Raw genomic sequence first — 24,114 nt, 5'->3', positions numbered from 1 at the left:
CTGACGGAGGAATTCTGAAATGGAATCAGGCCGCGAGAACGGCTTTCGGCTCAACCAGTTCGTAGCCGAGTGCCTCGGCGACCGCGCGGTTGGTGATCTTGCCCTTGTGGACATTGAGACCGTTGCGCAGGTGGTGGTCGTCGATCAGCGCCTTCAGGCCCTTGTCGGCAAGCTGCAGGCCATAGTGAAGTGTCGCGTTGTTGAGCGCGTGGGCCGACGTGACCGGTACCGCGCCGGGCATGTTGGCGACGCAGTAGTGGATGACGCCGTCAACCTCATAGGTCGGCTCGGCGTGGGTGGTGGCATGCGAGGTCTCGAAGCAGCCGCCTTGATCGATGGCGACGTCGACCAGCACCGAGCCTTTCTTCATGCCTGACAGCATTTCGCGCGAAACCAGCTTGGGTGCGGCGGCGCCCGGAATAAGCACGGCGCCGACGACGATGTCGGCCGAAAAGCACTCTTCCTCGAGCGCCTCGACGGTCGAGTAGCGGGTGTGCACCCGGCCGGCAAAGAGGTCGTCGAGCTGGCGCAGGCGCGGGATCGAGCGGTCGATGATGGTGACGTCGGCGCCAAGACCCGCCGCCATCCTGGCGGCGTGCAGGCCGACGACGCCGCCACCGAGCACGGCGACTTTGCCCGGCAGCACGCCGGGCACGCCGCCCAGCAACACGCCGCGGCCGCCATTGGCCTTCTGTAGCGCCGTTGCGCCGGCCTGGATCGACAGCCGTCCGGCGACTTCCGACATCGGTGCCAACAGCGGCAGGCCGCCACGGTCGTCGGTTACGGTCTCGTAGGCTATTGCGGTCACGCCGGAGGCGAGCAGGCCCTTGGTCTGCTCCGGATCCGGAGCCAGATGAAGATAGGTATAGAGAATCTGGCCCTCGCGAAGCTGCGCCCATTCATTGGGCTGCGGCTCCTTGACCTTGACGATCATGTCCGACTTGGCGAACACGTCGGCAGCCGTCTTGGCGATCACGGCACCTGCCGCGCGGTAGGCGTTGTCATCGGCGCCGATGCCGGCGCCGGCGCCGGTCTCGACCAATACTTCATGGCCATGGGCGACATATTCGCGGACCGAGCCCGGCGTGAGGCCGACGCGATATTCGTGGTTCTTGATTTCCTTGGGGCAGCCGACGCGCATTGTCTTCTCCTGATCCGGCCCTTTTGGGCTCGTTCCCTGTATAGGTGGAGTGAACCACGAATCGCTGCGCAGGTGTTTGCGAATGCGCTTGCGCCAACGGGCGGTTTTCGATAATCGTTGCGCAAAACAGTGGATATTCGCAGGATTCACGAAAAATGCCGCTCGACAGGATCGATATCGCCATTCTCGAGACTTTGCAGAAGGATGGCCGGATACCGAATGCTGCACTGGCCGAGAAGGTTGGCCTGTCGCAGTCGGCCTGTTCGCGCCGGCTCGACAATCTGGAGAAATCCGGAACCATCCGCGGCTACCACGCCCGGCTTTCCAATGCCGCACTGGGCCACCAGATGACGGCGATCGTGCATATTTCGCTGTCAGGACAGTTCGAGAAGACGCTGTCGGATTTCGAGGCGGCCATCAAGCGCTGCCCGAATGTGCTGTCATGCCACCTGATGTCGGGCGAATACGACTATATCCTGCGCATCGCGGCCAAGGATCTCGTCGATTACGAACGCATCCACAAGGAATGGCTGTCGGCGATGCCGCATGTGACCAAGATCAACTCGTCATTCGCCTTGCGTGAGATCATCGACCGCACGGCGATGGGCATGAAGCCGGAAATGGCTTAACGCCATAGGCATACCCGGACGCCCTTCCCAACATAGCATGCGCCTTCGCGGCGAAGGTCTTCCCAGCGTTCGTCACCGTGAGTTTCGGAAACGTCCGAGTTGCTATAGCCTTCCCAAAGATCACCGTCCTTGTATACAACTGCCCAGTAGTCTTTGGACATTTCACCAGCCCCGCTATGCGTATCAGGATAGTCGATACCTGCAAAAACTTGCCGAGGCCCCTGGATATTAAAATCGCCGCCCTTTTCGATTTGATAGTAGCATCTTCCGGATATACGAGTCTGACCGTCAACAGTAAGCAGGCAGCGGCCCCACTTATAGCCGCTCGGTAAACGGTGCTGTGGTTGCGCCTGCGAAGGCGAAAACGAAAACGCAATTGCAAGGGCAGCCGCTATGGTTCGTCCGATCATCTTATCATCCGTTGCGAAGCAGCCAATCCTGGGAGCTACCGGACACTGTTGGATCCGCCCGGAGCGCATGTCGAAACGCCGCAGCATGGTTCCCTTAAAGATCAGACTATTTATCGACCAAGTCGGATTTTTGTCACATGACATTTGCGCTGCTTCGCAGCGAAACAGAAATCCAGCCGGTCTCATTTTCCAAACAGGGTGTTAGGCCTCGGTGACGATCCGATCCATCGGGATGTCGTGCGGCTGCGGGTAGATGGTGGATATGCGCTGCAGTTCGTAGCCGACGCCGATCACCAGCGGCTTGAACGGCATCGCCGCCAGCGTGCGATCGAAGAACCCGCCGCCATAGCCCAGGCGGTAGTGTCCAGGATCGATGCCGACGATTGGCGCAATGACGATGTCCGGCAGCACCGGATCGCCCTCGGCCGGGATCGGGATGTTCCAGACACCTTTTTCCAGCCGGTCGCCCGGCGCGTAGGGGCGAAAGATCAGCGGCTGACCTTTCTCGATGACAACGGGCAGGGCGGTGCGGCCGCCGCGCGCATTGACGGACGCCATCCATGGGCGCAGGTCCGGCTCGCCGCGAAACGGCCAGTAGAGACTGACCATCCGGCCGACGATCTCGCCGACGATTGCGTCGAGACCTTGCGCAATGCGCTGCGACATCACCGTTCGCGCGTCGGCCGAAACGGCGAGACGCGCGGCGATCAGGCGTTCGCGCTCGGCCTTGCGCCAGCGCCGGACGTCGGTCCAATCGGTTAGTGGTGTCTGAAACGCGGGATCGAGTTCATGCATGAAGCAGGGAGGAGAGGCATATTGCGCCGGGCCTTGGTCGTCATGATCGTTAGCCATGCTTTACCTCATCGCGTATTTGATCACGCTATACCTCGTAACACGATACGACATGTGCGTTCACGACATAGGACGACGAGTCTCAGGCACCACCCTTGCGTTGCTGCGATGCACAAAAGTACCTACATCTAGGTTAGGCGATCTTGCCCGTTAGCGGTGAATGAGATGAACCAGGCCAGCCACCATGTCGTTGTTGTCGGCGCGGGTTTTGGCGGTCTCGAATTCACCCGAGCGCTTGCCGGTGCGCCGGTTCGCATCACCATGATCGACAAGCGTAATCATCACCTCTTCCAGCCGCTGCTATACCAGGTGGCGACCACGGCGCTGGCGACGTCCGAAATTGCATGGCCTGTCCGCCACCTCCTGCGCAAGCGCAAGGATGTGACGACGCTGCTTGCCAATGTCGTCGGCGTCGATCGCGCCGGCAAACGCGTGCTGCTCGATGATGGCAGTGCTGTCGCCTACGACACGCTGCTGCTCGCCACCGGTGCGCGCCACGCCTATTTCGGCCACGACGAATGGGAACCTTTCGCGCCCGGCCTGAAGACGCTGGAGGATGCCACCACGGTTCGGCGGCGTATTCTGCTGGCCTTCGAGAAGGCCGAGCGGGAGGCCGATCCCGCCAAGCGCCACGCGCTGCTGACCATTGCGATCGTCGGTGGCGGGCCGACCGGCGTCGAGCTTGCCGGCACCATCGTCGAACTGGCGCATGACACGCTGCGCGGTGAATTCCGCAACATCGATACACGGCAAACGCGTGTCGTGCTGATCGAGGCCGGCGACCGAATTCTGGCCAATTTCGCACCGAAACTTTCCGACTATGCGATGAAGGCACTCGAGCGGCTCGGTGTGACCATCGAACTCGGCAGGGCTGTTACGCGGTGCGACGCCGAAGGTGTCGTCTTCGGCGACAAGCACTTGTCGGCAGGGACAATCCTGTGGGCGGCGGGCGTCGCTGCCTCGCCGGCCGCCGAGTGGCTCGGCGCGGCGGCGGATCGGGCGGGCAGGGTGCTCGTCGAGCCTGACTTGAGCGTGCCGGGCAGCCTGGAGATTTTCGTCGTCGGCGATGCCGCGCATGTGCTGCGGCCGGACGGGCGGCCGGTTCCCGGCGTGGCTCCGGCCGCCAAGCAGCAGGGCCGCCATGTTGCCGCCACGCTAAAGGCGCGGCTTGCCGGCGACACCAGCCCACGGCCGTTCCGCTACCGGCATGACGGCGACCTCGCCACGATCGGTAAGCGCGCCGCCGTGATTGATTTCGGCTGGATCAAGCTGACCGGCTGGGCGGCCTGGTGGCTGTGGGGCATAGCCCACATCTATTTCCTGATCGGCTTTCGCAACCGGCTTGCGGTTTCACTGAGCTGGCTATGGATCTACGCGACGGGCCAGCGCAGTGCGCGGCTGATCACGCAAGGCGACGACGACAAGGGCTGACTTCGTCTCCCCAGACCGTTCATCCGCACGTCATCTGTTGCTGATCGAGTGGCGGCGTTATGCGCTCGACTTCTTGAATGGACTCGGATGGTTTTCAGCGCCAAGTTCGCTTCGGGGCAGGGCTTGTCACTTTGTCGAAGGAGAAAACATGTCTCGACTGCTCCATCCCGTCTCCCGCCGCGATCTCCTTGGCGGTGCCGCCGCCGCAGGAGCGTTGATCATGCTGCATCCGTTCTCCGCCCGCGCCCAGGCCAACCAGGCCCATCTTCGGATCATGGAAACCACCGACATCCATGTGAACGTGCTGCCCTACGATTACTACGCCGACAAAGCGAACGACACGATGGGCCTGTCGCGCACGGCTTCGCTGATCGATGCAGTGCGCAAGGAAGCCTTCAATTCGATGCTGATCGACAATGGCGACCTGCTGCAGGGCAATCCGATGGGCGATTACATCGCCTATGAGAGGGGCATGAAGGACGGCGACCTGCATCCGATCATGAAGGCCATGAACCTGCTCGGCTACGAATGCTCGACGCTGGGCAACCACGAGTTCAATTACGGCCTGTCGTTCATGGACAAGGTGCTGGCTGGCGCCAATTTCCCCTTTGTCTGCGCCAATTTGATCCGTGGCACCGAGCTTGCCGCGAACCCGCGTGACGACAAGCTTTATCTCAAGCCCTATGCCATCCTCGACAAGAAGATCAAGGACGGGTCAGGCGCCGAGCAGCCGATCAGGATTGGCATCATCGGCTTCGTGCCGCCGCAGATCATGGTCTGGGACCTCAAGAATCTGGAGGGCAACGTCAAGACGCGCGACATCGTCCAGGCGGCCAAGGCCTGGGTGCCACAGATGAAAGAGGAAGGCGCCGACATCGTGATTGCGCTCTCGCATTCCGGCATCGACGTGAAGCAGGGCGACATGATGGAAAACGCATCGTTCTTCGTCGCCGGTGTCGACGGCATCGACGCGGTGTTCACCGGTCACCAGCATCTGGTCTTCCCCGGCAAGAAGGACTTCCAGTCGCTGGACGGCGTCGACACGCAAAAGGGCACGCTGCAGGGCAAGCCCTCCGTCATGGGCGGCTTCTGGGGCTCGCATATGGGGCTGATCGACCTGATGCTGGAGCGCGACGGGTCGAAATGGAAGGTCGTTTCCGCCACATCCGAGGCGCGGCCGATCTTTGAACGCGTCGACAACAAGGCCAAGCCGATCGTCCCCGACGACAAGCGCATCATTGCAGCACTCGAGCAGGACGACCAGGCAACACTGGCCTACGTGCGCCGTCCCGTCGGCAAGACCTCGGCGCCGCTTTATTCCTATTTCGCCCTGGTCGCCGACGATCCGTCGGTGCAGGTCGTCAGCCAGGCGCAGACCTGGTACCTGAAGGATATTCTCAAGAACACGCAATGGAAGGACGTGCCGCTGCTGTCGGCCGCCGCACCCTTCAAGGCTGGCGGACGCAGCGGCGCCGACTACTATACAGACGTGCCGGCAGGCGACATCGCCATCAAGAACGTCGCCGATCTCTACCTCTACCCGAACACCGTGCGGGCCGTCGAAATCACCGGCGCGCAGGTCAAGGAATGGCTGGAAATGTCCGCCGGCATCTTCAACCGGATCGAACCGGGCAAGGCCGACCAGGCCCTCATCAACACCGACTTCCCGTCCTACAACTTCGACGTCATCGACGGCGTGACCTACAAGATAGACCTGTCGCAGCCGCCGAAATACGATGCCAAGGGGGGACTGGCGAATGCCGGCGCCAATCGCATCGTTGACTTGATGTTTGACGGCAAGCCAATTGATCCCAAACAGAAATTCGTCGTTGCGACCAACAACTACCGGGCCGGCGGTGGCGGCAATTTCCCCGACATCAATGCCTCGAAGATCATCTACGAGGCGCCGGACACCAATCGCGACGTGATCGTTCGCTACATCGTCAGCGAGGGCACGATCAACCCGTCGGCGGATGGCAACTGGTCGTTCGCGCCGCTGCCTGGAACCAGCGTCGTGTTCGAGACCGGCGCCAGGGCCAAGGATTTCATTGCCGAGGTGAAGTCGCTGAAGATCGAGCCGGTAGGAGAGGGCGAAGCGGGATTTGCGAAATACCGAATCCTTCTGTGATCGTCGGCCTAGGTCCGCGCCGCCAAGGCAACGTGGACCTATGCCTTGTAGACCACCTGGCGCACGTCGATGTAGCTGGCGCGGAAGCCGGCCTCGCAATAATGCAGGTAGAATTCCCAGAGCTTCTTGAAGCGGTCGTCGAAGCCGAGCGGGACGATCTTTTCCCATGACGCCCAGAACCGCTGGCGCCATTCGGCGAGTGTGCGCGCGTAGTCGTCCGGAAACACGCGCTCGCGCAGATGGGCAAGGCCATGATCGTTGCCGAGTGCCTTCAGGATCGACGGCGTCGGCAGCATGCCGCCCGGAAAAACATAGCGCTGGATGAAATCCGGCCTTGCGCGATACGTGTCGTAGGCGGCTTCGTTGATGGTGATGATCTGCAGGCCTGCGGTGCCGCCAGGCCTCAGGCAGGCCTTCATCTTGCTGAAGAACACCGGCCAGTACTTCTCGCCGACCGCCTCGAACATCTCGATCGAGGCGATACGGTCATAGGTGCCGGTTTCGTCGCGATAATCCTGCAGCTTGATGTCGACCTTGTCGGCAAGCCCGGCCTTGGCGAGGCGCGCCTTGGCGAAGTCGTGCTGCTCGCGGCTGATCGTCAACCCGGTCACACGGCAGCCGATCTCGCGTGCCGCGAATTCGGCGAAGCCGCCCCATCCGCAGCCGATCTCCAGCACGTGATCCTTCGGTCCGATCCCCGTATCCTTGGCCAGTGCGCGATATTTGGCGGCCTGGGCGCTTTCGAGGTCGTTGGCGCCGTTGGCATAGAGTGCCGAGGAATAGGTCATGCTCGGATCGAGCCATTCCTTGTAGAAGGCGTTGCCAAGATCGTAATGCGCCGAAATGTTGCGCTTCGAGCCGGTTCGCGTGTTCTCGTTGAACCAGTGTCGGATGCGCTGGACGGTGTTGATGAGCCAGCTGGCGCCGCCAGCAACGCGTTCGCCGATGGCCGAATTGACCACGAACAGCTCCAGGAAGCTGGTGACGTCAGGGCTTTCCCAATCGCCGTCCATGTAGGATTCGGCAAGGCCGATCGTGCCGCCGGAAAAGGCACGGCCGGGCAAACGCCAGTTCTTGAGCACCAGTTCGGCGTCCGGGCCCGGTCCCTTGCCGCCGACCAGCACGGCGCGTCCGTCCGGCATCCGGACCTTCAGCGATCCGCGCGGCAGGTTCATTGCCGCCGACAGCACCATGCGCGCCTTCGCCGGCAAGCCCTTGACGATCTCGGCGAAATTGAATTCGTCCAGCCTGACCGCGTCGCTCGACGCCAGACCATGATGTTCCTTGTGTGCCATCTCACGCCCCTGGGCTTCCGCGGTGTCGGCGCAAATTGCCGAGCCTCGGTTCTCGCGGTTCATTCGCCAGGTTCGAACGCCTGTGCCTGATCCCGGCAGCTGACCGGTTCGGCGACAGGCGGGCTCGAACGAAAGCGCGCGCCCTTTAACCAGAGCTTCAGCGCTTCCCAGTGAATCCCTGCCACAATCTTCCACGTCATGAGGGGGAACATCAAGAGGCAGGCTGCAAGCCGGGCTGTGCCAAGTGGAGGCGCTCGCTGTGGTGGATCCGGCTTTTACACAGCAAAGGCCGAACACGCCTAAAACGCCTATGGTTGCAGCCGTGCCTGTGCGATAGCTTTAGCCATGCGTTATGTAATCGTCATTGCCGCCATCACCTTTTTCCTGATCTGGGATGGGCTCTACAATCAGGGCCGATACCTCGACACCGCGGTAAGGGGTGTCACGCACGTCGTGCGATCCGTCACCGGCGAGAGCTAGCGCCCGTCCCTCATGAAGCGCTGCCGCGACATCCTTGTCGATTGACGCGGCCGTCCTGACGTCACAAAAGACCGCGGCACTTAATGCATGTCGCCCAAAGGCGGCTCCGGTCTTGGGGCGGCGACATGCATAAAAGCAAAGACGTAAAGCGCGTCGCCTGACGCGCTTTCGATCGAGGAGGCGGGGTTGATCCGGCATATCGTTTTCTTCAGCGCGCGGCGTAAGGAGGATGTGGAGGCCGTGCGCACCGGCCTGCTGGCGCTCGGCAACATTCCCCATTCCAGCCATTTCGAGGTGACCATCAACACCAAGGTCGACCCGCTGTCGGACGAGATCGATGTGGTCGTCTATGCCGAGTTCGCCGATGACGCTGCGTTGTCCGCCTACAAGGCGCACCCGCTCTATGCGCAGACGACCAGCAGGGTCAAACCATTGCGCGAGCTGCGTTATTCCGCCGATGTCGTGGCCGGCGCCTGATTGAGGCTTGAACCGGTTTGCGGAATGATGCACATCGCGCCTGCATGAACCGAACAACAGCCGCCGGCACTCATCCGCTCGATCATCTGGTGCTGCCGACACAGAACCTCGATGTGGCACGAGCCCGGCTCACCGCGCTCGGCTTCGTGGTTGCCCCGACCGGCATTCATCCCTTCGGAACCGAAAACTGTTGTGTCTTCCTCGCCGACGGCACCTATCTCGAGCCACTCGCGGTCGGCGACGAACAGGCCGCGACGGCGGCCATTGCCGAGGGCAATGTTTTCGTCGCGCGCGACCGTATCTATCGCAACAGGCACGGTGACGAGGGGTTTTCCGCCGTGGTCCTGGGGACCAGCAACGCAGATGCCGACCAGGCACGCTATGTCGAAGCCGGCATCTCCGCGGGAGACATGCTGAGCTTTTCGCGCGCGTTCACCGACACGGCGGGCAGAAGCGACATCGCATCGTTCAAGCTCGCCTTTGCATCCGATAGCAACGCTACGGATGCTTTCCTATTTGCCTGCGAACGGGTCAACGCGCCGAACGTGGATCGGACTGCCTTGCAGGAGCACGCCAACGGCGCCACGGGAATTGTCGAGATCGTGGCGGTCAGCGACCGGCCTGCCGAGCAGCGCCGGCTGATTTCCTTGGCGGTGGACGATCCGGCCGACGGTGGGCAAGGCGTCGCGTTTCATTTGTCGAATTCAGCCTTGAGCGTGCTTGACCCGGCGTCTTTCACGGCACGCTTTGGCTTGCCGGCCGGCGCGCCGACGGACCTTCGCTTCGCCGCCGTGGTCTTTTCGGTTCCCAGCGTCGATATCACCTCGAGGCTGCTTGCAGCCAACTCCGTCAACCACGATATAGCGGGCAATGATATTGTCGTGCAGCCGGCATCCGGACAGGGCGCGGCTTTCATCTTCTGGGAGATCCAATGAGCAAGCCCCTGACGCCCAATTCGACGGTAACCGTCGGCAATGTCGTCTTCGACAACAACGCGGCCTTGTCGCTGATCGCTGGTCCTTGCCAGTTTGAATCGCGCCAGCATGCCTTCGACATGGCCGGCGCGCTGAAGGAACTGACCGGCAAGCTTGGAATAGGCCTCGTCTACAAGACCAGCTACGACAAGGCCAACCGCACCTCGCTGTCGGCGACGCGCGGTGCGGGCATGGAAGCGGCACTTCCCGTCTTCGACGAACTGCGCAAGGAATTTTCGCTGCCGGTGCTGACCGATGTCCACACCGAGGAACAGTGCGCGATCGTCGCGCCGCATGTCGATGTCCTGCAGATTCCGGCCTTCCTGTCGCGCCAGACCGACATGCTGGTCGCCGCCGCCAGGACCGGCAAGGTGGTCAACGTGAAGAAGGGACAGTTCCTGGCTCCCTGGGACATGAAGAACGTGGTTGCCAAGATCACCGGTTCCGGCAACGCCAATGTTTTGACCACCGAGCGCGGCGCGTCGTTCGGCTACAACACGCTGGTGTCCGACATGCGCGCTCTGCCTATCATGGCCGAGATCGGCGCACCGGTGATCTTCGACGCCACGCATTCGGTTCAGCAGCCGGGCGGACAGGGCGGCTCCTCGGGCGGCGAGCGTCGCTTTGTCGAGACGCTGGCCCGGGCGGCTGTCGCCGTTGGTGTGGCCGGCGTGTTCATCGAGACCCACCAGGATCCAGACAATTCGACCTCTTCCGATGGCCCGAACATGGTGCCGCTGAAGGATATGCCCGCACTGCTGGAAAGACTGATGGCGTTCGATCGTATCGCCAAGGGTCACTGAAGCGTCCCACGGACGTTCCAGCGTCGGCAACTGACAATGGCCCCATGGCGCCAGCGCTTGTGGAAGACATAAGCCGGCTGTACGCTCGCCTCGCAAATGAGCGTTTTGGCAGGAGGAAGCCATGTCTGTCGCCCGCGTCACCGAAATCACCTCATCGTCGAAGAAGAGCTTTCAGGACGCCATCGAGAAGGGGATTGCGCGTGCCGCAAAGACGTTGAAGAACGTCGAAGGCGCCTGGATCCAGGACCAGAAGATCGTCGTCGAGGACGGCAAGATCGCTGCCTATCGCGTCAACATGAAGGTCACATTCATCCTCGCGGAGTAACCGGCTGCCGCCGAAAAAGTCGGGAACTTTCGCCCGCGCCCCTCATTGTCAAAGCATGGATCAACGACAATGAGGAGCACATCATGACAACCCAGACAGGCCACACCGAAGCCATTGCCGCTTCGCGCGTCATCGGCACGTCAGTCTACAACACCGAGGGCAGGAGCATTGGCAGCATCGAGGACATCATGCTCGACAAGACCTCGAACGGCATCATGTTTGCAGTGATCGGTTTCGGCGGTTTTCTCGGCATCGGCGAGAAGTATCACGCCATTCCGTGGGCGAGCCTCGACTATGACGAGGACAAGGGCGGCTATGTCGTTCCGTTCTCCAAGGAACAGCTAAAAGCAGCGCCCGCCTATTCGATCAACGAACTGGCCGGCGCGGATGGCGAGACGGCGCGCGACGCGTCCTATGACTATTACAAGGTCACGCCTTACTGGCATTGACGCCTGCAAACAAAAGGCCCCGTTCAGGCGGGGCCTTTTGGATTCGATGCAGCGCCTATTCGCTGACATGCAAGGCCGATAGCGGCCCTGCTGCCTTGGGTGGCGATTGCTGATTGTCGCACGACGTCAGAAACGCCGCCGCGATCAGGAACAGACTCACGATACCACTCAACTGGGACATGGCGAAACTCCTCCTGTTTCGCCCCGCGCACCCGCACCATAGCCGGAAGTACATCCGCCGCACATGACTTATGATGACAGCGATTTGCGCTTCGTGAATCGTCTGATGCATGTCGCCACAAAGTAGCCCCCGGTTTTGGGAGAACGGCATGCGTCGCCTGATTCCGTTCAAGCGCGACGAGCTCTGGGCTGACGCCACGGCAATAATTGCAACCGGGCCGATTGCCTTTTGCGGCACTTTGGCTAAGACGTGCGCGACCCTTCTTCAGATCAATCGAGGACATCGCAATGACTGCCATCATCGACATTGTCGGGCGTGAAATCCTGGACAGCCGTGGAAATCCGACCGTCGAGGTCGATGTCGTTCTCGAAGATGGCTCGATGGGCCGCGCTGCGGTGCCGTCGGGCGCCTCGACCGGTGCCCACGAGGCCGTCGAACTGCGCGACGGCGGCGCCCGCTATCTCGGCAAGGGCGTGCTCAAGGCTGTCGAAGCGGTGAACGGCGAGCTGTTCGAGGCCATCGGCGGCATGGAAGCCGAAAACCAGATCCATATCGACCAGACCATGATCGAGCTCGACGGCACGCCCAACAAGAGCCGGCTCGGCGCCAACGCCATCCTCGGCGTCTCGCTGGCCGTGGCCAAGGCCGCGGCCGATGCAGCCGGCCTGCCGCTCTACCGTTATGTCGGCGGCACCAAGGCGCATGTCCTGCCGGTGCCGATGATGAACATCATCAATGGCGGCGCCCATGCCGACAACCCGATCGACTTCCAGGAATTCATGATCCTGCCGATCGGCGCGCCAACATTGCGCGAAGGCGTTCGCTGGGGGTCGGAAATCTTCCACACGCTGCGCAAGAAGCTGAAGGATGCCGGCCACAACACCAATGTCGGCGATGAGGGCGGCTTTGCCCCGAACCTGAAGAGCGCGCCGGTGGCGCTCGACTTCATCATGGAATCGATCGAGAAGGCCGGCTTCAAGCCCGGCGAAGAGATCGCGCTCGGCCTCGACTGCGCCGCGACCGAGTTCTTCAAGGACGGCAACTACGTCTATGAAGGCGAGAAGAAGACCCGCGATCCCAAGGCCCAGGCCAAGTATCTGGCCAAGCTCGCAGCCGACTATCCGATCATCTCGATCGAGGACGGCCTTGCCGAGGACGACTGGGAAGGCTGGAAGTATCTGACCGACCTGATCGGCAAGAAGACCCAACTGGTCGGCGACGATCTGTTCGTCACCAACACGGCACGGCTGCGTGACGGCATCCGCATGGGCGTCGCCAATTCGATCCTGGTCAAGGTCAACCAGATCGGCTCGCTGACCGAAACGCTCGACGCCGTCGAGACCGCGCACAAGGCCGGCTACACCGCCGTCATGTCGCACCGCTCGGGCGAAACCGAGGATTCGACCATCGCCGATCTCGCCGTTGCCACCAATTGCGGACAGATCAAGACCGGCTCGCTGTCGCGCTCGGACCGCATGGCCAAATACAACCAGCTGATCCGCATCGAGGAAGAGCTCGGCAAGCAGGCGAGCTACGCCGGCAAGTCGGTGGTCAAGGGCTGATCCGGAAACACCCAGGCATGGGATATCGATGAAAGGGCGGGAGCATTCCCGCCCTTTTTCATTTCGGTCTCGCGCAGCCGGTCATCCGTAACCGTCCGTTAAGCACAATCGGGCGAAAAAGATGGGGAGCCGTAGGAGTTCGCGGCCGCGAGGACCTGGATCATGTGGACGCGTCAGCACAAGCAGAGAAACACCGGCCGGCTGATCATTCCTTCGCTCTGCGTGGCGTTCCTCGCCTATTTCGGGTTTCATGCCTACCACGGCGAATTCGGCATCAACTCGAAATATCAGCTGGAAGCCCAGACGGTTGCGCTGCAAGGTCAGCTCGACGCGATCAAGGCACGCCGGATGGAGCTCGAACGGCGCGTTCGGCTCATGCATGAAGGGTCGATCGAGAAGGACATGCTCGACGAGCAGGCGCGCAAGGCGCTCAATCTGTCCCAGGCTGACGAAATCACCATCATGTTGCCGGTCTCGGCGAAGTAACCAGTTTTCAGTTAATAGCCAATATTTTCAATGATTTTAATCGCTTAGACGCATGTGAGCTATGCAATTTCGGCATGGCATAACGCTCTAGCGCGTGTTAGCCTCTCCAAAATCGGTGGGGAGGAGCTGATCTCCCCAGGGCGGATTTGATCCTGCCCTAATGTCCGCAAAGAGACGCCAACAGGGAGTGATGCATGGCCACCGCAGCCAGAAAAGCGCCTGCCAAATCCAAATCCGACGGCAAAATGGGGCTTTCGGCCCCCAAGCCTGCAGAATTCACCAAGGATGAAGAGCTTGCCGCCTACCGGCACATGCTGCTTATCCGCCGTTTCGAGGAAAAGGCCGGCCAGCTTTACGGCATGGGCTTCATCGGTGGCTTCTGTCATCTCTATATCGGCCAGGAAGCGGTCGTCACCGGCATGAAGATGGCGCTGATCCAAGGCGACCAGATGATCACCGCCTATCGCGACCACGGCCACATGCTAGCGATGGAGCTTTCACCGCGCGGCGTCATGGCTGAATTGACCGGGCGTCGTGGCGGCCTGTCCAGGGGCAAGGGCGGCTCCATGCACATGTTCTCCAAGGAGAAGCATTTTTACGGCGGCCACGGCATCGTCGGCGCGCAGGTGTCGCTCGGCACTGGTCTCGCCTTTGCCAATCGCTACCGCGACAACAACAATGTGTCGCTGACCTATTTCGGCGATGGTGCGGCCAATCAGGGCCAGGTCTATGAAAGCTTCAACATGGCCTCGCTGTGGAAGCTGCCGGTGATCTACATCATCGAGAACAACCGCTATGCCATGGGCACCTCGGTCTCGCGCTCATCGGCGGAGACGGACTTTTCCCATCGCGGCGCATCGTTCAAGATTCCCGGCCTCCAGGTCGACGGCATGGATGTCCGCGCCGTCAAGGCAGCTGGTGATCTGGCCACCGAATGGTGCCGCGCCGGCAACGGCCCGCTGATCCTCGAAATGCAGACCTATCGCTATCGCGGCCACTCGATGTCCGACCCGGCGAAGTACCGCTCGAAGGAAGAAGTGCAGAAGATGCGCTCCGAGCATGACCCGATCGAGCAGGTCAAGGCGCGGCTGATCGAGAAGAAGTGGGCGACCGAGGACGAATTGAAGACCGTCGACAAGGAGGTTCGCGACGTCGTCGCGGACGCCGCCGAATTTGCCCAGAACGACGCGGAGCCGGATCCGTCCGAGCTCTGGACCGATATCGTATTGTAACGGGAGGGCAAGGACATGCCGATCGAAATTCTCATGCCCGCTCTCTCGCCGACCATGGAAGAGGGCAATCTTTCCAAGTGGTTGAAGAACGAGGGCGACAAGGTCGTCGCCGGTGACGTCATCGCCGAGATCGAAACCGACAAGGCGACGATGGAAGTCGAAGCCGTCGATGAAGGCACGCTTGCCAAGATCGTGGTTCCTGCCGGCACCGAAGGCGTCAAGGTCAACGCAGTGATCGCCGTGCTCGCGGTTGACGGCGAAGACGTCGACAAAGCCGGCGAAGGCATCGGCGAAGAGCCCGCCAAGACTGAAACAGCGGCACCTGTGCCGGTGGCGGCCAAAAGCGAGGCGTCAGCACCGGTCGCAGCCGCCCCGAAGACCGAAATCGCCACCGATCCGGACATTCCGGCCGGCACGGAAATGGTCTCGACCACGGTGCGCGAAGCGCTGCGTGACGCGATGGCCGAGGAAATGCGCCGCGACGGCGATGTCTTCGTCATGGGCGAGGAGGTCGCCGAATACCAGGGCGCCTACAAGATCACGCAAGGGTTGCTGCAGGAGTTCGGGCCGCGGCGCGTCGTCGACACGCCGATCACCGAGCATGGCTTTGCCGGCGTCGGCGTCGGCGCGGCGATGGCCGGCTTGAAGCCGATCGTCGAGTTCATGACCTTCAACTTCGCCATGCAGGCGATCGACCAAATCATCAACTCGGCTGCCAAGACGCTCTATATGTCGGGCGGCCAGATGGGCGCGCCAATCGTGTTCCGTGGACCGAACGGCGCCGCCGCTCGCGTCGCAGCCCAGCATTCGCAGTGCTATGCCGCCTGGTATAGCCACATTCCCGGCCTCAAGGTCGTGATGCCCTACACCGCTGCCGACGCCAAGGGTCTGCTCAAGGCTGCGATCCGCGATCCGAACCCGGTTATCTTCCTCGAGAACGAAATCCTGTACGGTCATTCCTTCGACGTGCCGAAGCTGGATGATTTCGTGCTGCCGATCGGCAAGGCGCGCATCCACAAGACCGGCAAGGACGTCACCATCGTCTCCTTCGGCATCGGCATGACCTATGCGGTCAAGGCTGAAGCCGAGCTGCGCGGCATGGCCATCGATGCCGAGATCATCGACCTCAGGACCATCCGCCCGCTCGACCTCGACACGGTCATCGCCTCGGTCAAGAAGACCAACCGGCTGATCGTCGTGGAAGAGGGATATCCGCAGAGCTCGGTCGGCGATCACATCGCCAACCAGGTGTCGCAGCGTGCCTTCGATTTCCTTGATGCCCCGGTCATCACCATTGCCGGCAAAGACGTGCCGATGCCCTATGCGGCGAACCTCGAAAAGCTGGCGTTGCCGAATGTCGGCGAGGTCATCGAGGCGGTTAAAGCCGTCACGTATCGCTGAACCGGGCGGGAGGACAAAATGCCAATCAACATCACCATGCCGGCCCTGTCGCCCACGATGGAAGAGGGCAATCTGTCAAAGTGGCTGGTCAAGGAGGGCGACAAGGTTTCGCCCGGCGATGTCATTGCTGAGATCGAGACCGACAAGGCAACAATGGAAGTCGAAGCTGTCGACGAGGGCACGGTTGCAAAGCTCGTCGTTCCGGCCGGCACCGAGGGCGTCAAGGTCAATGCGCTGATCGCTGTGCTCGCTGCCGAAGGCGAGGACGCCGGCGCCGCTGCGAACAGCGGTGGCGCTGCTGCGCCAGCGAAAGCGGAAGCGCCGAAAACGGAGGCTCCGAAGGCGGAAGCACCGAAGGCTGAGGCGCCAAAGGCCGAGCCTGCGGCCGCATCCAAGGCAGTAGCGGGTCCGGCCGCCAACGGCCATGCCGCTGGCGAGCGCACCTTTGCGTCGCCGCTCGCGCGCCGCATCGCCAGGGAAGCCGGTGTCGATGTGTCTGCCGTGACCGGCACCGGCCCGCATGGCCGCGTGGTGAAAGCCGATGTCGATGCGGCGATTGCCGGTGGCGGCGTCAAGCCTGCCGCCAAGGCAGCGCCTGCAGGCGCTCCGGCGGCTCCGGCTGCTGCCGCCGCGCCGGTGAAGGCGATGTCGGACGAGCAGGTGCTGAAACTGTTCGAGCAAGGCTCCTACGAACTGGTCCCGCATGACAATATGCGCAAGACAATCGCGCGCCGCCTGGTCGAGGCCAAGACCACAATCCCGCATTTCTACCTGACGCTCGACTGCGAACTCGATGCGCTCTTAGCGCTGCGCACGCAGATCAATGCGGCAGCGCCAGTCAAGAAGACTGAAAAGGGTGACGTGCCGGCCTACAAGCTGTCGGTCAACGACATGGTGATCAAGGCAATGGCGCTGGCGCTGAAGGCGGTGCCGGATGCCAATGCGTCGTGGACCGAAAGCGCCATGGTGAAGCACAAGCATGCCGATGTCGGCGTTGCGGTGTCGATCCCCGGCGGCCTGATCACGCCGATCATCCGCAAGGCGGACGAAAAGACGCTGTCGACCATCTCCAACGAGATGAAGGACCTAGCCAGCCGGGCGCGCAGCCGCAAGCTGAAGCCGGAAGAGTATCAGGGCGGCACCACGGCGGTGTCGAACCTCGGCATGTTCGGCATCAAGGACTTTGCCGCGGTGATCAACCCGCCGCATGCGACGATCCTGGCGGTCGGCGCCGGTGAGGAGCGGGCGGTGGTCAAGAACGGCGAGATCAAAATCGCCACCGTGATGTCGGTGACGCTGTCGACCGACCATCGCGCCGTCGACGGAGCGCTGGGGGCCGAATTGCTGGTCGCCTTCAAGCGCCTGATCGAGAACCCGATGGGCATGCTGGTCTAGGAAGGGAAAGGGTGGTGCGGACATTCTTCACCAGCCTTTTCGCTTTCATTCTTTCCGGTTTGGCCGGCGGGCTGGTCGCGCAGTGGTTGGCCATCGCCACTGGCGCGGAGGAAGAATACATCCTCGTTTTCATGTTCTCGGTGCTGGTGACCTTCATGGTTACCTTCGTCTACTTCGTGGCGCAGTTCATGACGGATCCGGTCGCGGCGGTGGCCAGGACGGGTAAGTGGTTGCTGATCGTGTTTGCGGTGTTGCTTGCCCTGCTGGTCGCGCTGATCCTCTACGCCGACAGCGGTGTCGCGGTGGTGAAGAAGGACATTCCCATGGTGGTCGGCTTTGGCCTGCCGGGGCTGGTGACCGTCGTTGTGCAATGGCTGTTCGTGCGCTGGCGGGTGAGACGCGGTTTAACCAAGGCACAGGTAGGTGTGGGTGCATGAAGACAATTCTGTGCTACGGCGATTCGCTGACCTGGGGACACGACCCGGAGACTTTGGGTCGACATGAATTTGAAGACCAGTGGCCAACCACACTGGCGAGAGCACTCGGACCGAGCTTCCATGTCATTGCCGAGGGACTGGGCGGCCGCACCACGGCCTACGACGACTTCTTGTCGGGCGCCGACCGAAACGGCGCGCGGATATTGCCGACGATCCTGAGCACGCATTCGCCGATCGATCTGATCGTCATCATGCTTGGCTCCAACGACATGAAGCCTTCGATTCATGGCAGCGCAGTCATAGCGTCCTATGGCATGCGACGCCTCGTAGAAATCGTGCGGGGGCACGCCTATCCGTTCGGCGGTGCCGCTCCCAGGATTATTCTGGTAGCGCCGCCGCATATCGTGGAAACCCGCAAGGCAGACTACGCCGAAATGTTGGGAACCGGTGCAATCGAGTCGCCCAAGCTCGCTGGCTTTTATCAAACCGCCGCCAACGAGATGGGCTGCGGCTTTTTTGATGCAGCGGGCGTCGCTAGATGTACACCGCTCGACGGCGTCCATCTCGATGCCGAAAACACGCGCACCATCGGCACGGCTCTAGCGCCGGTCGTGCGCGGCATGCTGGAATCGTGAATCAAGGAGAAAATCGTGGCTGAGAACTACGACGTCATCATCATCGGCTCCGGCCCGGGCGGCTATGTCACGGCGGTGCGTTCCGCGCAGCTTGGCTTCAAGACGGCGATCGTCGAGCGCGAGCATCTCGGCGGCATCTGCCTCAACTGGGGCTGCATCCCGACCAAGGCGCTGCTGCGCTCGGCCGAGATCATGCATTATTCGGATCATCTGAAGGACTACGGGCTGAAGCTCGACGGCAAGGTCAGCGTCGACACGTCGGCCGTGGTCGATCGATCGCGAAAGGTGTCGCTGCGGCTGAATGGCGGCGTTGCCTTCCTGATGAAGAAGAACAAGGTCGACGTGATTTGGGGCGAGGCCAAGCTCTCGAAGCCGGGTGAGATCGTCGTGTCCAAGACGGCCAAGACACCAATGGAACCGCAGCCGCCCGTGCCGAAAGGCATCAAGGGCGAGGGCACCTACACCGCCAAGCACATCATTCTGGCGACCGGCGCCCGACCGCGCGCGCTGCCCGGCATCGAGCCGGACGGCAAGCTGATCTGGACCTATTTCGAGGCCATGGTGCCGAAGGAGATGCCGAAATCGCTGCTGGTCATGGGTTCAGGCGCCATCGGCATCGAATTCGCCTCCTTCTACCGCACCATGGGCGCCGAAGTTACGGTTGTCGAACTGCTGCCGGCGGTGATGCCGGTCGAGGACGCCGAAGTCTCGAAATTCGCGCAAAAACAGTTCGAGAAGCAAGGCATGAAGATCATCCTCGAAGCCAAGGTGACCAAGGTCGAGAAGGGTGCGAACTCGGTCACCGCGCATGTCGAGATGAAGGATGGCAAGGTCGAGAAGATCACCGCCGACCGCATGATCTCGGCCGTCGGCGTGCAAGGCAACATCGAGGGCCTTGGGCTTGAGGCGCTCGGCGTGAAGACCGACCGCGGCTGTATCGTCGTCGACGGCTACGGCAAGACCAATGTGCCCGGCATCTATGCCATCGGCGATGTCGCCGGCCCGCCGATGCTTGCCCACAAGGCCGAGCATGAGGGCGTGGTGTGCGTCGAAAAGATTGCCAACTTTCCCGGCGTGCATGCCACCGACAAGCTCAAGATTCCGGGCTGCACCTACTGCAATCCGCAGGTCGCTTCCGTCGGCCTGACGGAGGCCAAGGCCAAGGCCGAGGGCTGGGATATCCGAGTCGGACGTTTCCAGTTCGCCGCCAACGGCAAGGCGATCGCGCTTGGCGAGGACCAGGGCTTCGTGAAGACCATCTTCGACAAGAAGACAGGTCAGCTGCTCGGCGCGCATTTGGTCGGCGCCGAGGTGACCGAACTGATCCAGGGCTTTGTCGTGGCGATGAACCTGGAGACGACCGAGGAAGAACTAATGCACACCATCTTCCCACATCCGACGCTCTCGGAGATGATGAAGGAAAGCGTGCTCGACGCCTATGGCCGCGCGCTGAACGCATGATAAATCGGGCGCGCGGGTAGTCGATGGAACCCGGCGGCAAGGATGTTCGTTTGCGGATGCATTTTCACCCATCACACAAGGAGAGCGCATATGCACTTGAATGGCGTCGGTTGGATAGCAGCAATCATTATCGGCGGCCTGGCAGGCTGGCTCGCCGAAATGGTCATGAAGAGCAACACCGGCATCTTCATGAATATTGTTCTGGGCATCGTCGGCGCGATCGTGCTGAACGCCATCCTGCAGGCGCTCAACGTCGGTGTCTTTGGCATCGGCTGGACCGCCTATCTGATCACCGGCTTTATCGGCGCCTGCCTGCTGATCTGGGTCGGACGTCTGGTGCGCCGTTAACATCGCCGAAGCGCTGCTATGCGAAATAGGCTGCTGCGGCATGCACTGTGGCGGCCTTTTGCTTTGAGTTGAAAAGTCTTAGATGACGTTATGACAGCGGACGCCGGACCGGCGGTCGCGAACAAACCAGGTTTCCAGATGGTCACTGTCCTCGATACGATCGCCAATGCACCGCGCTTGCGGCATCCGGAAAAGGCCCACAAGCCCGATCAGGACGTGCTGCGCAAGCCCGACTGGATCCGCGTCAAGGCGCCGGTCTCGAAGGGCTATGCCGAGACCCGCGAGATCGTGAAGTCGCACAAGCTGGTGACCGTCTGCGAAGAGGCCGGCTGCCCCAACATCGGCGAGTGCTGGGAGAAGAAGCACGCCACCTTCATGATCATGGGCGAGATCTGCACACGCGCCTGCGCGTTCTGCAATGTCGCCACCGGCATCCCGACCGCACTCGATCCCGACGAGCCGGCCCGCGTCGCGCACGCGGTCAAGCAGATGGGCCTGACCCATGTCGTCATCACCTCGGTCGACCGCGACGATCTCGCCGATGGCGGTGCGCAGCATTTTGCAGAGGTCATCCGCGCCATCAGGGTGGCGACGCCGTTGACGACGATCGAAATCCTGACGCCCGATTTCCTGCGCAAGGAAGGCGCGCTGGAGATCGTCGTGGCGGCCAAGCCCGACGTCTTCAACCATAATCTCGAGACCGTGCCGTCGAACTATCTGACGGTTCGTCCGGGCGCTCGTTATTTCCATTCGATCCGGCTGTTGCAGCGGGTCAAGGAACTCGACCCATCGATCTTCACCAAGTCCGGCATCATGGTGGGTCTGGGCGAAGAGCGGAACGAAATCCTGCAATTGATGGACGACCTGCGCTCGGCCAATGTCGACTTCATGACCATCGGCCAGTATCTGCAGCCGTCGAAGAAGCACCATCCGGTGATCCGCTTCGTCACGCCCGAGGAGTTCAAGTCCTTCGAGACGATCGGCCGGACCAAGGGGTTTCTGCTGGTGGCGTCGAGCCCGCTGACGCGCTCGTCGCATCACGCCGGCGACGATTTCGCTAGGCTGCGTGCGGCGCGGGAAGCGCTTCTCAAGAAATCGCTCTAATGCATGTCGCCCAAAAGTGACCTCGGTTTTGGGAGAACGACATGCATAAAAACAAGGAATCCAAAGCGCGTCGCATGAATCAGTTTCAACGCAACGCGTTTTAGAGCCGGTTTCATGCCGAAATTCGAAGCCACCCGCCGGGTCGCCCATACGCCGCAACAAATGTTCGCACTGGTTGCCGATATCGAAACCTATCCGCAGTTCCTGCCGCTTTGCGAAGCGCTGACGGTGCGCTCGCGCAAGGAGCGTGACGGACGCACCGTTCTCGTCGCCGACATGAGCATCGGCTACAAGGCAATCCGCGAAACCTTCACCACGCAGGTGCTGCTGAAACCCGACGAGAACACCATCGACGTGAAATACATCGATGGCCCGTTCAAATATCTAAGCAATGTCTGGCGCTTCGAACCCGATGGCGGCGGCTGTACTGTCCGCTTCTTCATCGACTATGAGTTCAAGAGCCGTATTCTGGGCGCGGTGATGGGAACCATGTTCGATCGCGCCTTCCGCATGTTCGCTGAGGCTTTCGAGAAGCGCGCCGACGTCATCTACGGCGTTGCATCGTCGGCGTGATGCATGTCGCCCAAAAGTGCGCAGCGGTTTGGGAACAACGACGGGCATAACTACGCATAACTACAAAGAGTTAAAGCGCGTCGCGCCTTAACTCTGTCCGAGCGCACGCAGTCCCAGTTCCAGCGCATGCCCAACTGTTTCACGGCGGATGAAATCGCGACCCTTGTCGGCAAACAGGCGGCGCTCGGCGGTCACGGTCTCGCCGTCCAGTCCGACACCGAACCAGACCAGGCCGACAGGCTTTTCCACCGAGCCGCCGCCGGGCCCGGCAATGCCGGTGACCGCCAGCGTCAGCTTGGCGCGCGAACGGGCGAGGGCGCCCTTTGCCATTTCAATCGCCGTCTCGCGTGAAACCGCGCCATGCGCCTCAAGCGTGGTGGGGGAAACACCGAGCATGTCCATCTTGGCTTCGTTCGAATAGGTGATGAAGCCGCGATCGACCACGGCGGACGAGCCGGCAATGTCGGTGAGCGTTGCGATAATCATGCCGCCGGTGCAGCTTTCCGCCGTTGCCAGCATGATGCCGCGCTGCTGACAGGCCTGAAGCAGCGCATTTGCCAGATCGTCAATGGTCATTCCGGCACCTCGCCGGGAAATACCACGCTGGCGGTGGCGATGGCCGCTATGCCTTCCTCGCGGCCGACGAAGCCGAGCTTTTCGTTGGTTGTTGCCTTGATCGAGATGCGATCAGGGGAAATTGCCAGCATTTGTGACAGGGCCGCCGTCATCGCCTCGCGATGCGGGCCGACGCGGGGCGCCTCGCAGATCAGCGTGATGTCGGCGTTGGCGATGCGGCCGCCGCGCTCGCGCACAACTTTCGCCGCATGTTCGACGAAGATGCGCGAGGCGGCGCCTTTCCACTGCGGATCGGACGGCGGGAAATGCGTGCCGATGTCGCCGGCGCCACAGGTCGCAAGCAGCGCATCGGTCAAAGCATGCAGGCCGACATCGGCGTCGGAGTGGCCTGACAGTTTCTTGTCATGCGGGATGGCGACGCCGCACAGGGTGACGTGGTCGCCAGGTTCGAAGGCGTGCACGTCGTAGCCGTTGCCGGTTCTGATGTCGGGGAAGCGCGCACGTTCGCCGGAAAGCCGCTGGTCCGCCATTGCAATATCCCGTGCCCAGGTGAGTTTGACATTGTCCGGTGAACCCGGGACGATCTTTACCGGAATATGCGCCCATTCGGCGATCGCGGCGTCGTCGGTGAAGTCCATTTTTCCCAGGTGATGGGCTTTCTCGTGCGCGGCAAGAATGGGCCAGAACGGAAAGCCCTGTGGCGTTTGCGCCGCGTGAAGTCCGTTGCGGGAAACGGTTTCTCCCACGACGCCAGCGGCCGACTCGCGCTTCAACGTATCGGCGACGGGCAGGGCGGGCAGCGCGCCCTCGCGCTCGCCGATGGCGTCGACGGTCCGGTCGATCAACTCCGCATCGACAAACGGGCGGACGGCGTCGTGGATCAGAACCCGGCCCGGCGCATGGCCTCTCAGTGCAAGCAGTCCGAGCCGCACGGAAGCCTGCCTGGTCGCCCCGCCCATGATGGCGATGACCCGCTCGGCGTTGGCGCCTGCCGCCTGCCGGAACAGCTCGTGATCGTCCGCATGAATGGCGACCACAACATCGCTGATCCGCGGGTGGGCCAGGAAAATCTCCAGCGTGTGGGCAATAACAGCGTGGCCGCCAATGCTTTGATACTGCTTGGGCCCATTGGCCTGCCCGGCACGAGCGCCGCGGCCGGCGGCGACAATCACCACGGCGACCTTGGCATCCGCACTCGAAGCGTGATTTTCACTTGCGTCAGTCATGCCGATTGGCTTAGCGCACGATCCCGAAAAGTGTAATCGGTTTTCGGAAAAGATCGTGCGCCAAATATGAACTTCCAAGGCGTCCTTTGCGCCTTCCAAGGGG

The 24,114-nt window shown here is 61.7% G+C and carries 27 protein-coding genes and 1 pseudogene; 20 read left to right on the top strand and 8 right to left on the bottom strand.

Annotated features, from left to right (window positions below; translation table 11 throughout):
- Window positions 1-25: 25 nt before the first annotated feature.
- The gene (gene ald, locus AC0ZT5_RS31005; RefSeq protein ID WP_488499534.1) at window positions 26-1,141 is read right to left on the bottom strand and encodes an alanine dehydrogenase; all 1,116 of its coding nucleotides are present in this window, start codon (window positions 1,139-1,141) and stop codon (window positions 26-28) included.
- Between the two features lie 155 nt (window positions 1,142-1,296).
- Here ald and AC0ZT5_RS31000 point away from each other — a divergent pair, with 155 nt between their 5' ends.
- Window positions 1,297-1,770 (top strand): Lrp/AsnC family transcriptional regulator, encoded by a 474-nt coding sequence (locus AC0ZT5_RS31000; RefSeq protein ID WP_488499533.1) that lies wholly within the window; start codon window positions 1,297-1,299, stop codon window positions 1,768-1,770.
- Here the strand turns inward: AC0ZT5_RS31000 and AC0ZT5_RS30995 are convergent.
- Complete coding sequence (locus AC0ZT5_RS30995; RefSeq protein WP_488499532.1) at window positions 1,767-2,180, bottom strand: hypothetical protein; 414 nt, start codon at window positions 2,178-2,180, stop codon at window positions 1,767-1,769. The genes AC0ZT5_RS31000 and AC0ZT5_RS30995 overlap by 4 nt on opposite strands.
- 201 nt (window positions 2,181-2,381) lie before the next feature.
- Window positions 2,382-3,032: a 5-formyltetrahydrofolate cyclo-ligase gene (locus AC0ZT5_RS30990; protein ID WP_488499531.1), complete on the bottom strand. Its 651-nt coding sequence runs from the start codon at window positions 3,030-3,032 to the stop codon at window positions 2,382-2,384.
- A gap of 165 nt (window positions 3,033-3,197) precedes the next feature.
- Here AC0ZT5_RS30990 and AC0ZT5_RS30985 point away from each other — a divergent pair, with 165 nt between their 5' ends.
- The gene (locus AC0ZT5_RS30985) at window positions 3,198-4,463 is read left to right on the top strand and encodes an NAD(P)/FAD-dependent oxidoreductase (RefSeq protein ID WP_488499530.1); all 1,266 of its coding nucleotides are present in this window, start codon (window positions 3,198-3,200) and stop codon (window positions 4,461-4,463) included.
- A gap of 148 nt (window positions 4,464-4,611) precedes the next feature.
- Window positions 4,612-6,591 carry a bifunctional 2',3'-cyclic-nucleotide 2'-phosphodiesterase/3'-nucleotidase gene (locus AC0ZT5_RS30980; RefSeq protein ID WP_488499529.1) on the top strand — a complete coding sequence of 660 codons (1,980 nt, stop codon included), beginning with the start codon at window positions 4,612-4,614 and terminating at the stop codon, window positions 6,589-6,591.
- Window positions 6,592-6,629: 38 nt separating this feature from the next.
- Here AC0ZT5_RS30980 and AC0ZT5_RS30975 read toward each other — a convergent pair whose 3' ends face one another.
- Together AC0ZT5_RS30975 and AC0ZT5_RS30970 are read right to left on the bottom strand one after the other, a co-directional pair.
- A complete protein-coding gene (locus AC0ZT5_RS30975) occupies window positions 6,630-7,886 on the bottom strand; it encodes a class I SAM-dependent methyltransferase (protein ID WP_477290583.1) in 1,257 nt (418 codons plus the stop codon).
- Window positions 7,887-7,945: 59 nt separating this feature from the next.
- Window positions 7,946-8,125: pseudogene (locus AC0ZT5_RS30970) on the bottom strand (DUF1365 family protein); the annotation flags it as partial.
- A gap of 106 nt (window positions 8,126-8,231) precedes the next feature.
- Between AC0ZT5_RS30970 and AC0ZT5_RS30965 the strand changes: the two are divergent.
- The 6 genes from AC0ZT5_RS30965 to AC0ZT5_RS30940 all read left to right on the top strand — a co-directional run bounded on the left by AC0ZT5_RS30965 (window position 8,232) and on the right by AC0ZT5_RS30940 (window position 11,394).
- Window positions 8,232-8,366 (top strand): hypothetical protein, encoded by a 135-nt coding sequence (locus tag AC0ZT5_RS30965; RefSeq protein WP_280952844.1) that lies wholly within the window; start codon window positions 8,232-8,234, stop codon window positions 8,364-8,366.
- A 186-nt stretch (window positions 8,367-8,552) separates the two neighbouring features.
- On the top strand, window positions 8,553-8,843 hold the full coding sequence (locus AC0ZT5_RS30960) for a Dabb family protein (protein WP_488499528.1): 291 nt from the start codon (window positions 8,553-8,555) through the stop codon (window positions 8,841-8,843).
- 44 nt (window positions 8,844-8,887) lie between these two features.
- On the top strand, window positions 8,888-9,778 hold the full coding sequence (locus tag AC0ZT5_RS30955) for a VOC family protein (RefSeq protein WP_488499527.1): 891 nt from the start codon (window positions 8,888-8,890) through the stop codon (window positions 9,776-9,778).
- Complete coding sequence (gene kdsA, locus AC0ZT5_RS30950) at window positions 9,775-10,620, top strand: 3-deoxy-8-phosphooctulonate synthase (RefSeq protein WP_488499526.1); 846 nt, start codon at window positions 9,775-9,777, stop codon at window positions 10,618-10,620. Before AC0ZT5_RS30955 ends, kdsA begins: the two co-directional genes overlap by 4 nt.
- Before the next feature lie 121 nt (window positions 10,621-10,741).
- Window positions 10,742-10,945, top strand: a complete 204-nt coding sequence (locus AC0ZT5_RS30945; RefSeq protein ID WP_019858016.1) for a dodecin family protein — start codon at window positions 10,742-10,744, stop codon at window positions 10,943-10,945.
- An 83-nt stretch (window positions 10,946-11,028) separates the two neighbouring features.
- Window positions 11,029-11,394, top strand: a complete 366-nt coding sequence (locus AC0ZT5_RS30940) for a PRC-barrel domain-containing protein (protein ID WP_095091630.1) — start codon at window positions 11,029-11,031, stop codon at window positions 11,392-11,394.
- 55 nt (window positions 11,395-11,449) lie between these two features.
- Here AC0ZT5_RS30940 and AC0ZT5_RS30935 read toward each other — a convergent pair whose 3' ends face one another.
- The gene (locus tag AC0ZT5_RS30935) at window positions 11,450-11,575 is read right to left on the bottom strand and encodes a hypothetical protein (protein ID WP_488499525.1); all 126 of its coding nucleotides are present in this window, start codon (window positions 11,573-11,575) and stop codon (window positions 11,450-11,452) included.
- Window positions 11,576-11,862: 287 nt separating this feature from the next.
- Here AC0ZT5_RS30935 and eno point away from each other — a divergent pair, with 287 nt between their 5' ends.
- From eno to AC0ZT5_RS30880, 11 genes are all read left to right on the top strand, one after another.
- Entirely contained in the window at window positions 11,863-13,137 is a 1,275-nt protein-coding gene (gene eno, locus AC0ZT5_RS30930) for a phosphopyruvate hydratase (RefSeq protein WP_184874324.1), read from the top strand.
- Window positions 13,138-13,299: 162 nt separating this feature from the next.
- Window positions 13,300-13,623 (top strand): FtsB family cell division protein, encoded by a 324-nt coding sequence (locus AC0ZT5_RS30925; RefSeq protein ID WP_184874323.1) that lies wholly within the window; start codon window positions 13,300-13,302, stop codon window positions 13,621-13,623.
- A gap of 194 nt (window positions 13,624-13,817) precedes the next feature.
- Window positions 13,818-14,855: a pyruvate dehydrogenase (acetyl-transferring) E1 component subunit alpha gene (gene pdhA / locus AC0ZT5_RS30920; RefSeq protein ID WP_477227108.1), complete on the top strand. Its 1,038-nt coding sequence runs from the start codon at window positions 13,818-13,820 to the stop codon at window positions 14,853-14,855.
- A gap of 15 nt (window positions 14,856-14,870) precedes the next feature.
- Window positions 14,871-16,256, top strand: a complete 1,386-nt coding sequence (locus AC0ZT5_RS30915) for a pyruvate dehydrogenase complex E1 component subunit beta (RefSeq protein WP_488499524.1) — start codon at window positions 14,871-14,873, stop codon at window positions 16,254-16,256.
- A gap of 18 nt (window positions 16,257-16,274) precedes the next feature.
- The gene (locus tag AC0ZT5_RS30910) at window positions 16,275-17,651 is read left to right on the top strand and encodes a pyruvate dehydrogenase complex dihydrolipoamide acetyltransferase (RefSeq protein ID WP_488499523.1); all 1,377 of its coding nucleotides are present in this window, start codon (window positions 16,275-16,277) and stop codon (window positions 17,649-17,651) included.
- A 14-nt stretch (window positions 17,652-17,665) separates the two neighbouring features.
- Window positions 17,666-18,088 (top strand): hypothetical protein, encoded by a 423-nt coding sequence (locus tag AC0ZT5_RS30905; RefSeq protein ID WP_488499522.1) that lies wholly within the window; start codon window positions 17,666-17,668, stop codon window positions 18,086-18,088.
- Window positions 18,085-18,723, top strand: a complete 639-nt coding sequence (locus AC0ZT5_RS30900) for an SGNH/GDSL hydrolase family protein (RefSeq protein WP_488499521.1) — start codon at window positions 18,085-18,087, stop codon at window positions 18,721-18,723. The genes AC0ZT5_RS30905 and AC0ZT5_RS30900 overlap by 4 nt, the downstream gene beginning before the upstream one ends.
- A 15-nt stretch (window positions 18,724-18,738) precedes the next feature.
- Complete coding sequence (gene lpdA / locus AC0ZT5_RS30895; protein WP_488499520.1) at window positions 18,739-20,184, top strand: dihydrolipoyl dehydrogenase; 1,446 nt, start codon at window positions 18,739-18,741, stop codon at window positions 20,182-20,184.
- Window positions 20,185-20,274: 90 nt separating this feature from the next.
- Window positions 20,275-20,532 (top strand): GlsB/YeaQ/YmgE family stress response membrane protein, encoded by a 258-nt coding sequence (locus AC0ZT5_RS30890; RefSeq protein ID WP_095091622.1) that lies wholly within the window; start codon window positions 20,275-20,277, stop codon window positions 20,530-20,532.
- 138 nt (window positions 20,533-20,670) lie between these two features.
- Entirely contained in the window at window positions 20,671-21,636 is a 966-nt protein-coding gene (gene lipA, locus AC0ZT5_RS30885; protein WP_488499587.1) for a lipoyl synthase, read from the top strand.
- Between the two features lie 114 nt (window positions 21,637-21,750).
- Window positions 21,751-22,209, top strand: coding sequence for a type II toxin-antitoxin system RatA family toxin (locus tag AC0ZT5_RS30880; protein WP_184874317.1), 459 nt, complete (start codon window positions 21,751-21,753; stop codon window positions 22,207-22,209).
- Window positions 22,210-22,296: 87 nt separating this feature from the next.
- Here the strand turns inward: AC0ZT5_RS30880 and AC0ZT5_RS30875 are convergent, their stop codons facing one another.
- Entirely contained in the window at window positions 22,297-22,785 is a 489-nt protein-coding gene (locus tag AC0ZT5_RS30875) for a CinA family protein (protein ID WP_488499519.1), read from the bottom strand.
- A complete protein-coding gene (locus AC0ZT5_RS30870) occupies window positions 22,782-24,011 on the bottom strand; it encodes a bifunctional 2-C-methyl-D-erythritol 4-phosphate cytidylyltransferase/2-C-methyl-D-erythritol 2,4-cyclodiphosphate synthase (RefSeq protein ID WP_488499518.1) in 1,230 nt (409 codons plus the stop codon). Before AC0ZT5_RS30870 ends, AC0ZT5_RS30875 begins: the two co-directional genes overlap by 4 nt.
- Between the last annotated feature and the right edge of the window lie 103 nt (window positions 24,012-24,114).

It is taken from the genome of Mesorhizobium sp. CNPSo 4670 (assembly GCF_057784235.1).
The sequence above is the reverse complement of the archived record's forward strand: the minus strand, read 5'-3'. Positions and strand labels throughout refer to the sequence as shown.

Bases quoted from the DNA above. Each gene is read 5' to 3' on its own strand.
- ald (WP_488499534.1), bottom strand. From the start codon at position 1,141: ATGCGCGTCGGCTGCCCCAAGGAAATCAAGAACCACGAATATCGCGTC.
- AC0ZT5_RS31000 (WP_488499533.1), top strand. From the start codon at position 1,297: ATGCCGCTCGACAGGATCGATATCGCCATTCTCGAGACTTTGCAGAAG.
- AC0ZT5_RS30995 (WP_488499532.1), bottom strand. From the start codon at position 2,180: ATGATCGGACGAACCATAGCGGCTGCCCTTGCAATTGCGTTTTCGTTT.
- AC0ZT5_RS30990 (WP_488499531.1), bottom strand. From the start codon at position 3,032: ATGGCTAACGATCATGACGACCAAGGCCCGGCGCAATATGCCTCTCCT.
- AC0ZT5_RS30985 (WP_488499530.1), top strand. From the start codon at position 3,198: ATGAACCAGGCCAGCCACCATGTCGTTGTTGTCGGCGCGGGTTTTGGC.
- AC0ZT5_RS30980 (WP_488499529.1), top strand. From the start codon at position 4,612: ATGTCTCGACTGCTCCATCCCGTCTCCCGCCGCGATCTCCTTGGCGGT.
- AC0ZT5_RS30975 (WP_477290583.1), bottom strand. From the start codon at position 7,886: ATGGCACACAAGGAACATCATGGTCTGGCGTCGAGCGACGCGGTCAGG.
- AC0ZT5_RS30965 (WP_280952844.1), top strand. From the start codon at position 8,232: ATGCGTTATGTAATCGTCATTGCCGCCATCACCTTTTTCCTGATCTGG.
- AC0ZT5_RS30955 (WP_488499527.1), top strand. From the start codon at position 8,888: ATGAACCGAACAACAGCCGCCGGCACTCATCCGCTCGATCATCTGGTG.
- kdsA (WP_488499526.1), top strand. From the start codon at position 9,775: ATGAGCAAGCCCCTGACGCCCAATTCGACGGTAACCGTCGGCAATGTC.
- AC0ZT5_RS30945 (WP_019858016.1), top strand. From the start codon at position 10,742: ATGTCTGTCGCCCGCGTCACCGAAATCACCTCATCGTCGAAGAAGAGC.
- AC0ZT5_RS30940 (WP_095091630.1), top strand. From the start codon at position 11,029: ATGACAACCCAGACAGGCCACACCGAAGCCATTGCCGCTTCGCGCGTC.
- AC0ZT5_RS30935 (WP_488499525.1), bottom strand. From the start codon at position 11,575: ATGTCCCAGTTGAGTGGTATCGTGAGTCTGTTCCTGATCGCGGCGGCG.
- eno (WP_184874324.1), top strand. From the start codon at position 11,863: ATGACTGCCATCATCGACATTGTCGGGCGTGAAATCCTGGACAGCCGT.
- AC0ZT5_RS30925 (WP_184874323.1), top strand. From the start codon at position 13,300: ATGTGGACGCGTCAGCACAAGCAGAGAAACACCGGCCGGCTGATCATT.
- pdhA (WP_477227108.1), top strand. From the start codon at position 13,818: ATGGCCACCGCAGCCAGAAAAGCGCCTGCCAAATCCAAATCCGACGGC.
- AC0ZT5_RS30915 (WP_488499524.1), top strand. From the start codon at position 14,871: ATGCCGATCGAAATTCTCATGCCCGCTCTCTCGCCGACCATGGAAGAG.
- AC0ZT5_RS30910 (WP_488499523.1), top strand. From the start codon at position 16,275: ATGCCAATCAACATCACCATGCCGGCCCTGTCGCCCACGATGGAAGAG.
- AC0ZT5_RS30900 (WP_488499521.1), top strand. From the start codon at position 18,085: ATGAAGACAATTCTGTGCTACGGCGATTCGCTGACCTGGGGACACGAC.
- AC0ZT5_RS30890 (WP_095091622.1), top strand. From the start codon at position 20,275: ATGCACTTGAATGGCGTCGGTTGGATAGCAGCAATCATTATCGGCGGC.
- lipA (WP_488499587.1), top strand. From the start codon at position 20,671: ATGGTCACTGTCCTCGATACGATCGCCAATGCACCGCGCTTGCGGCAT.
- AC0ZT5_RS30880 (WP_184874317.1), top strand. From the start codon at position 21,751: ATGCCGAAATTCGAAGCCACCCGCCGGGTCGCCCATACGCCGCAACAA.
- AC0ZT5_RS30875 (WP_488499519.1), bottom strand. From the start codon at position 22,785: ATGACCATTGACGATCTGGCAAATGCGCTGCTTCAGGCCTGTCAGCAG.
- AC0ZT5_RS30870 (WP_488499518.1), bottom strand. From the start codon at position 24,011: ATGACTGACGCAAGTGAAAATCACGCTTCGAGTGCGGATGCCAAGGTC.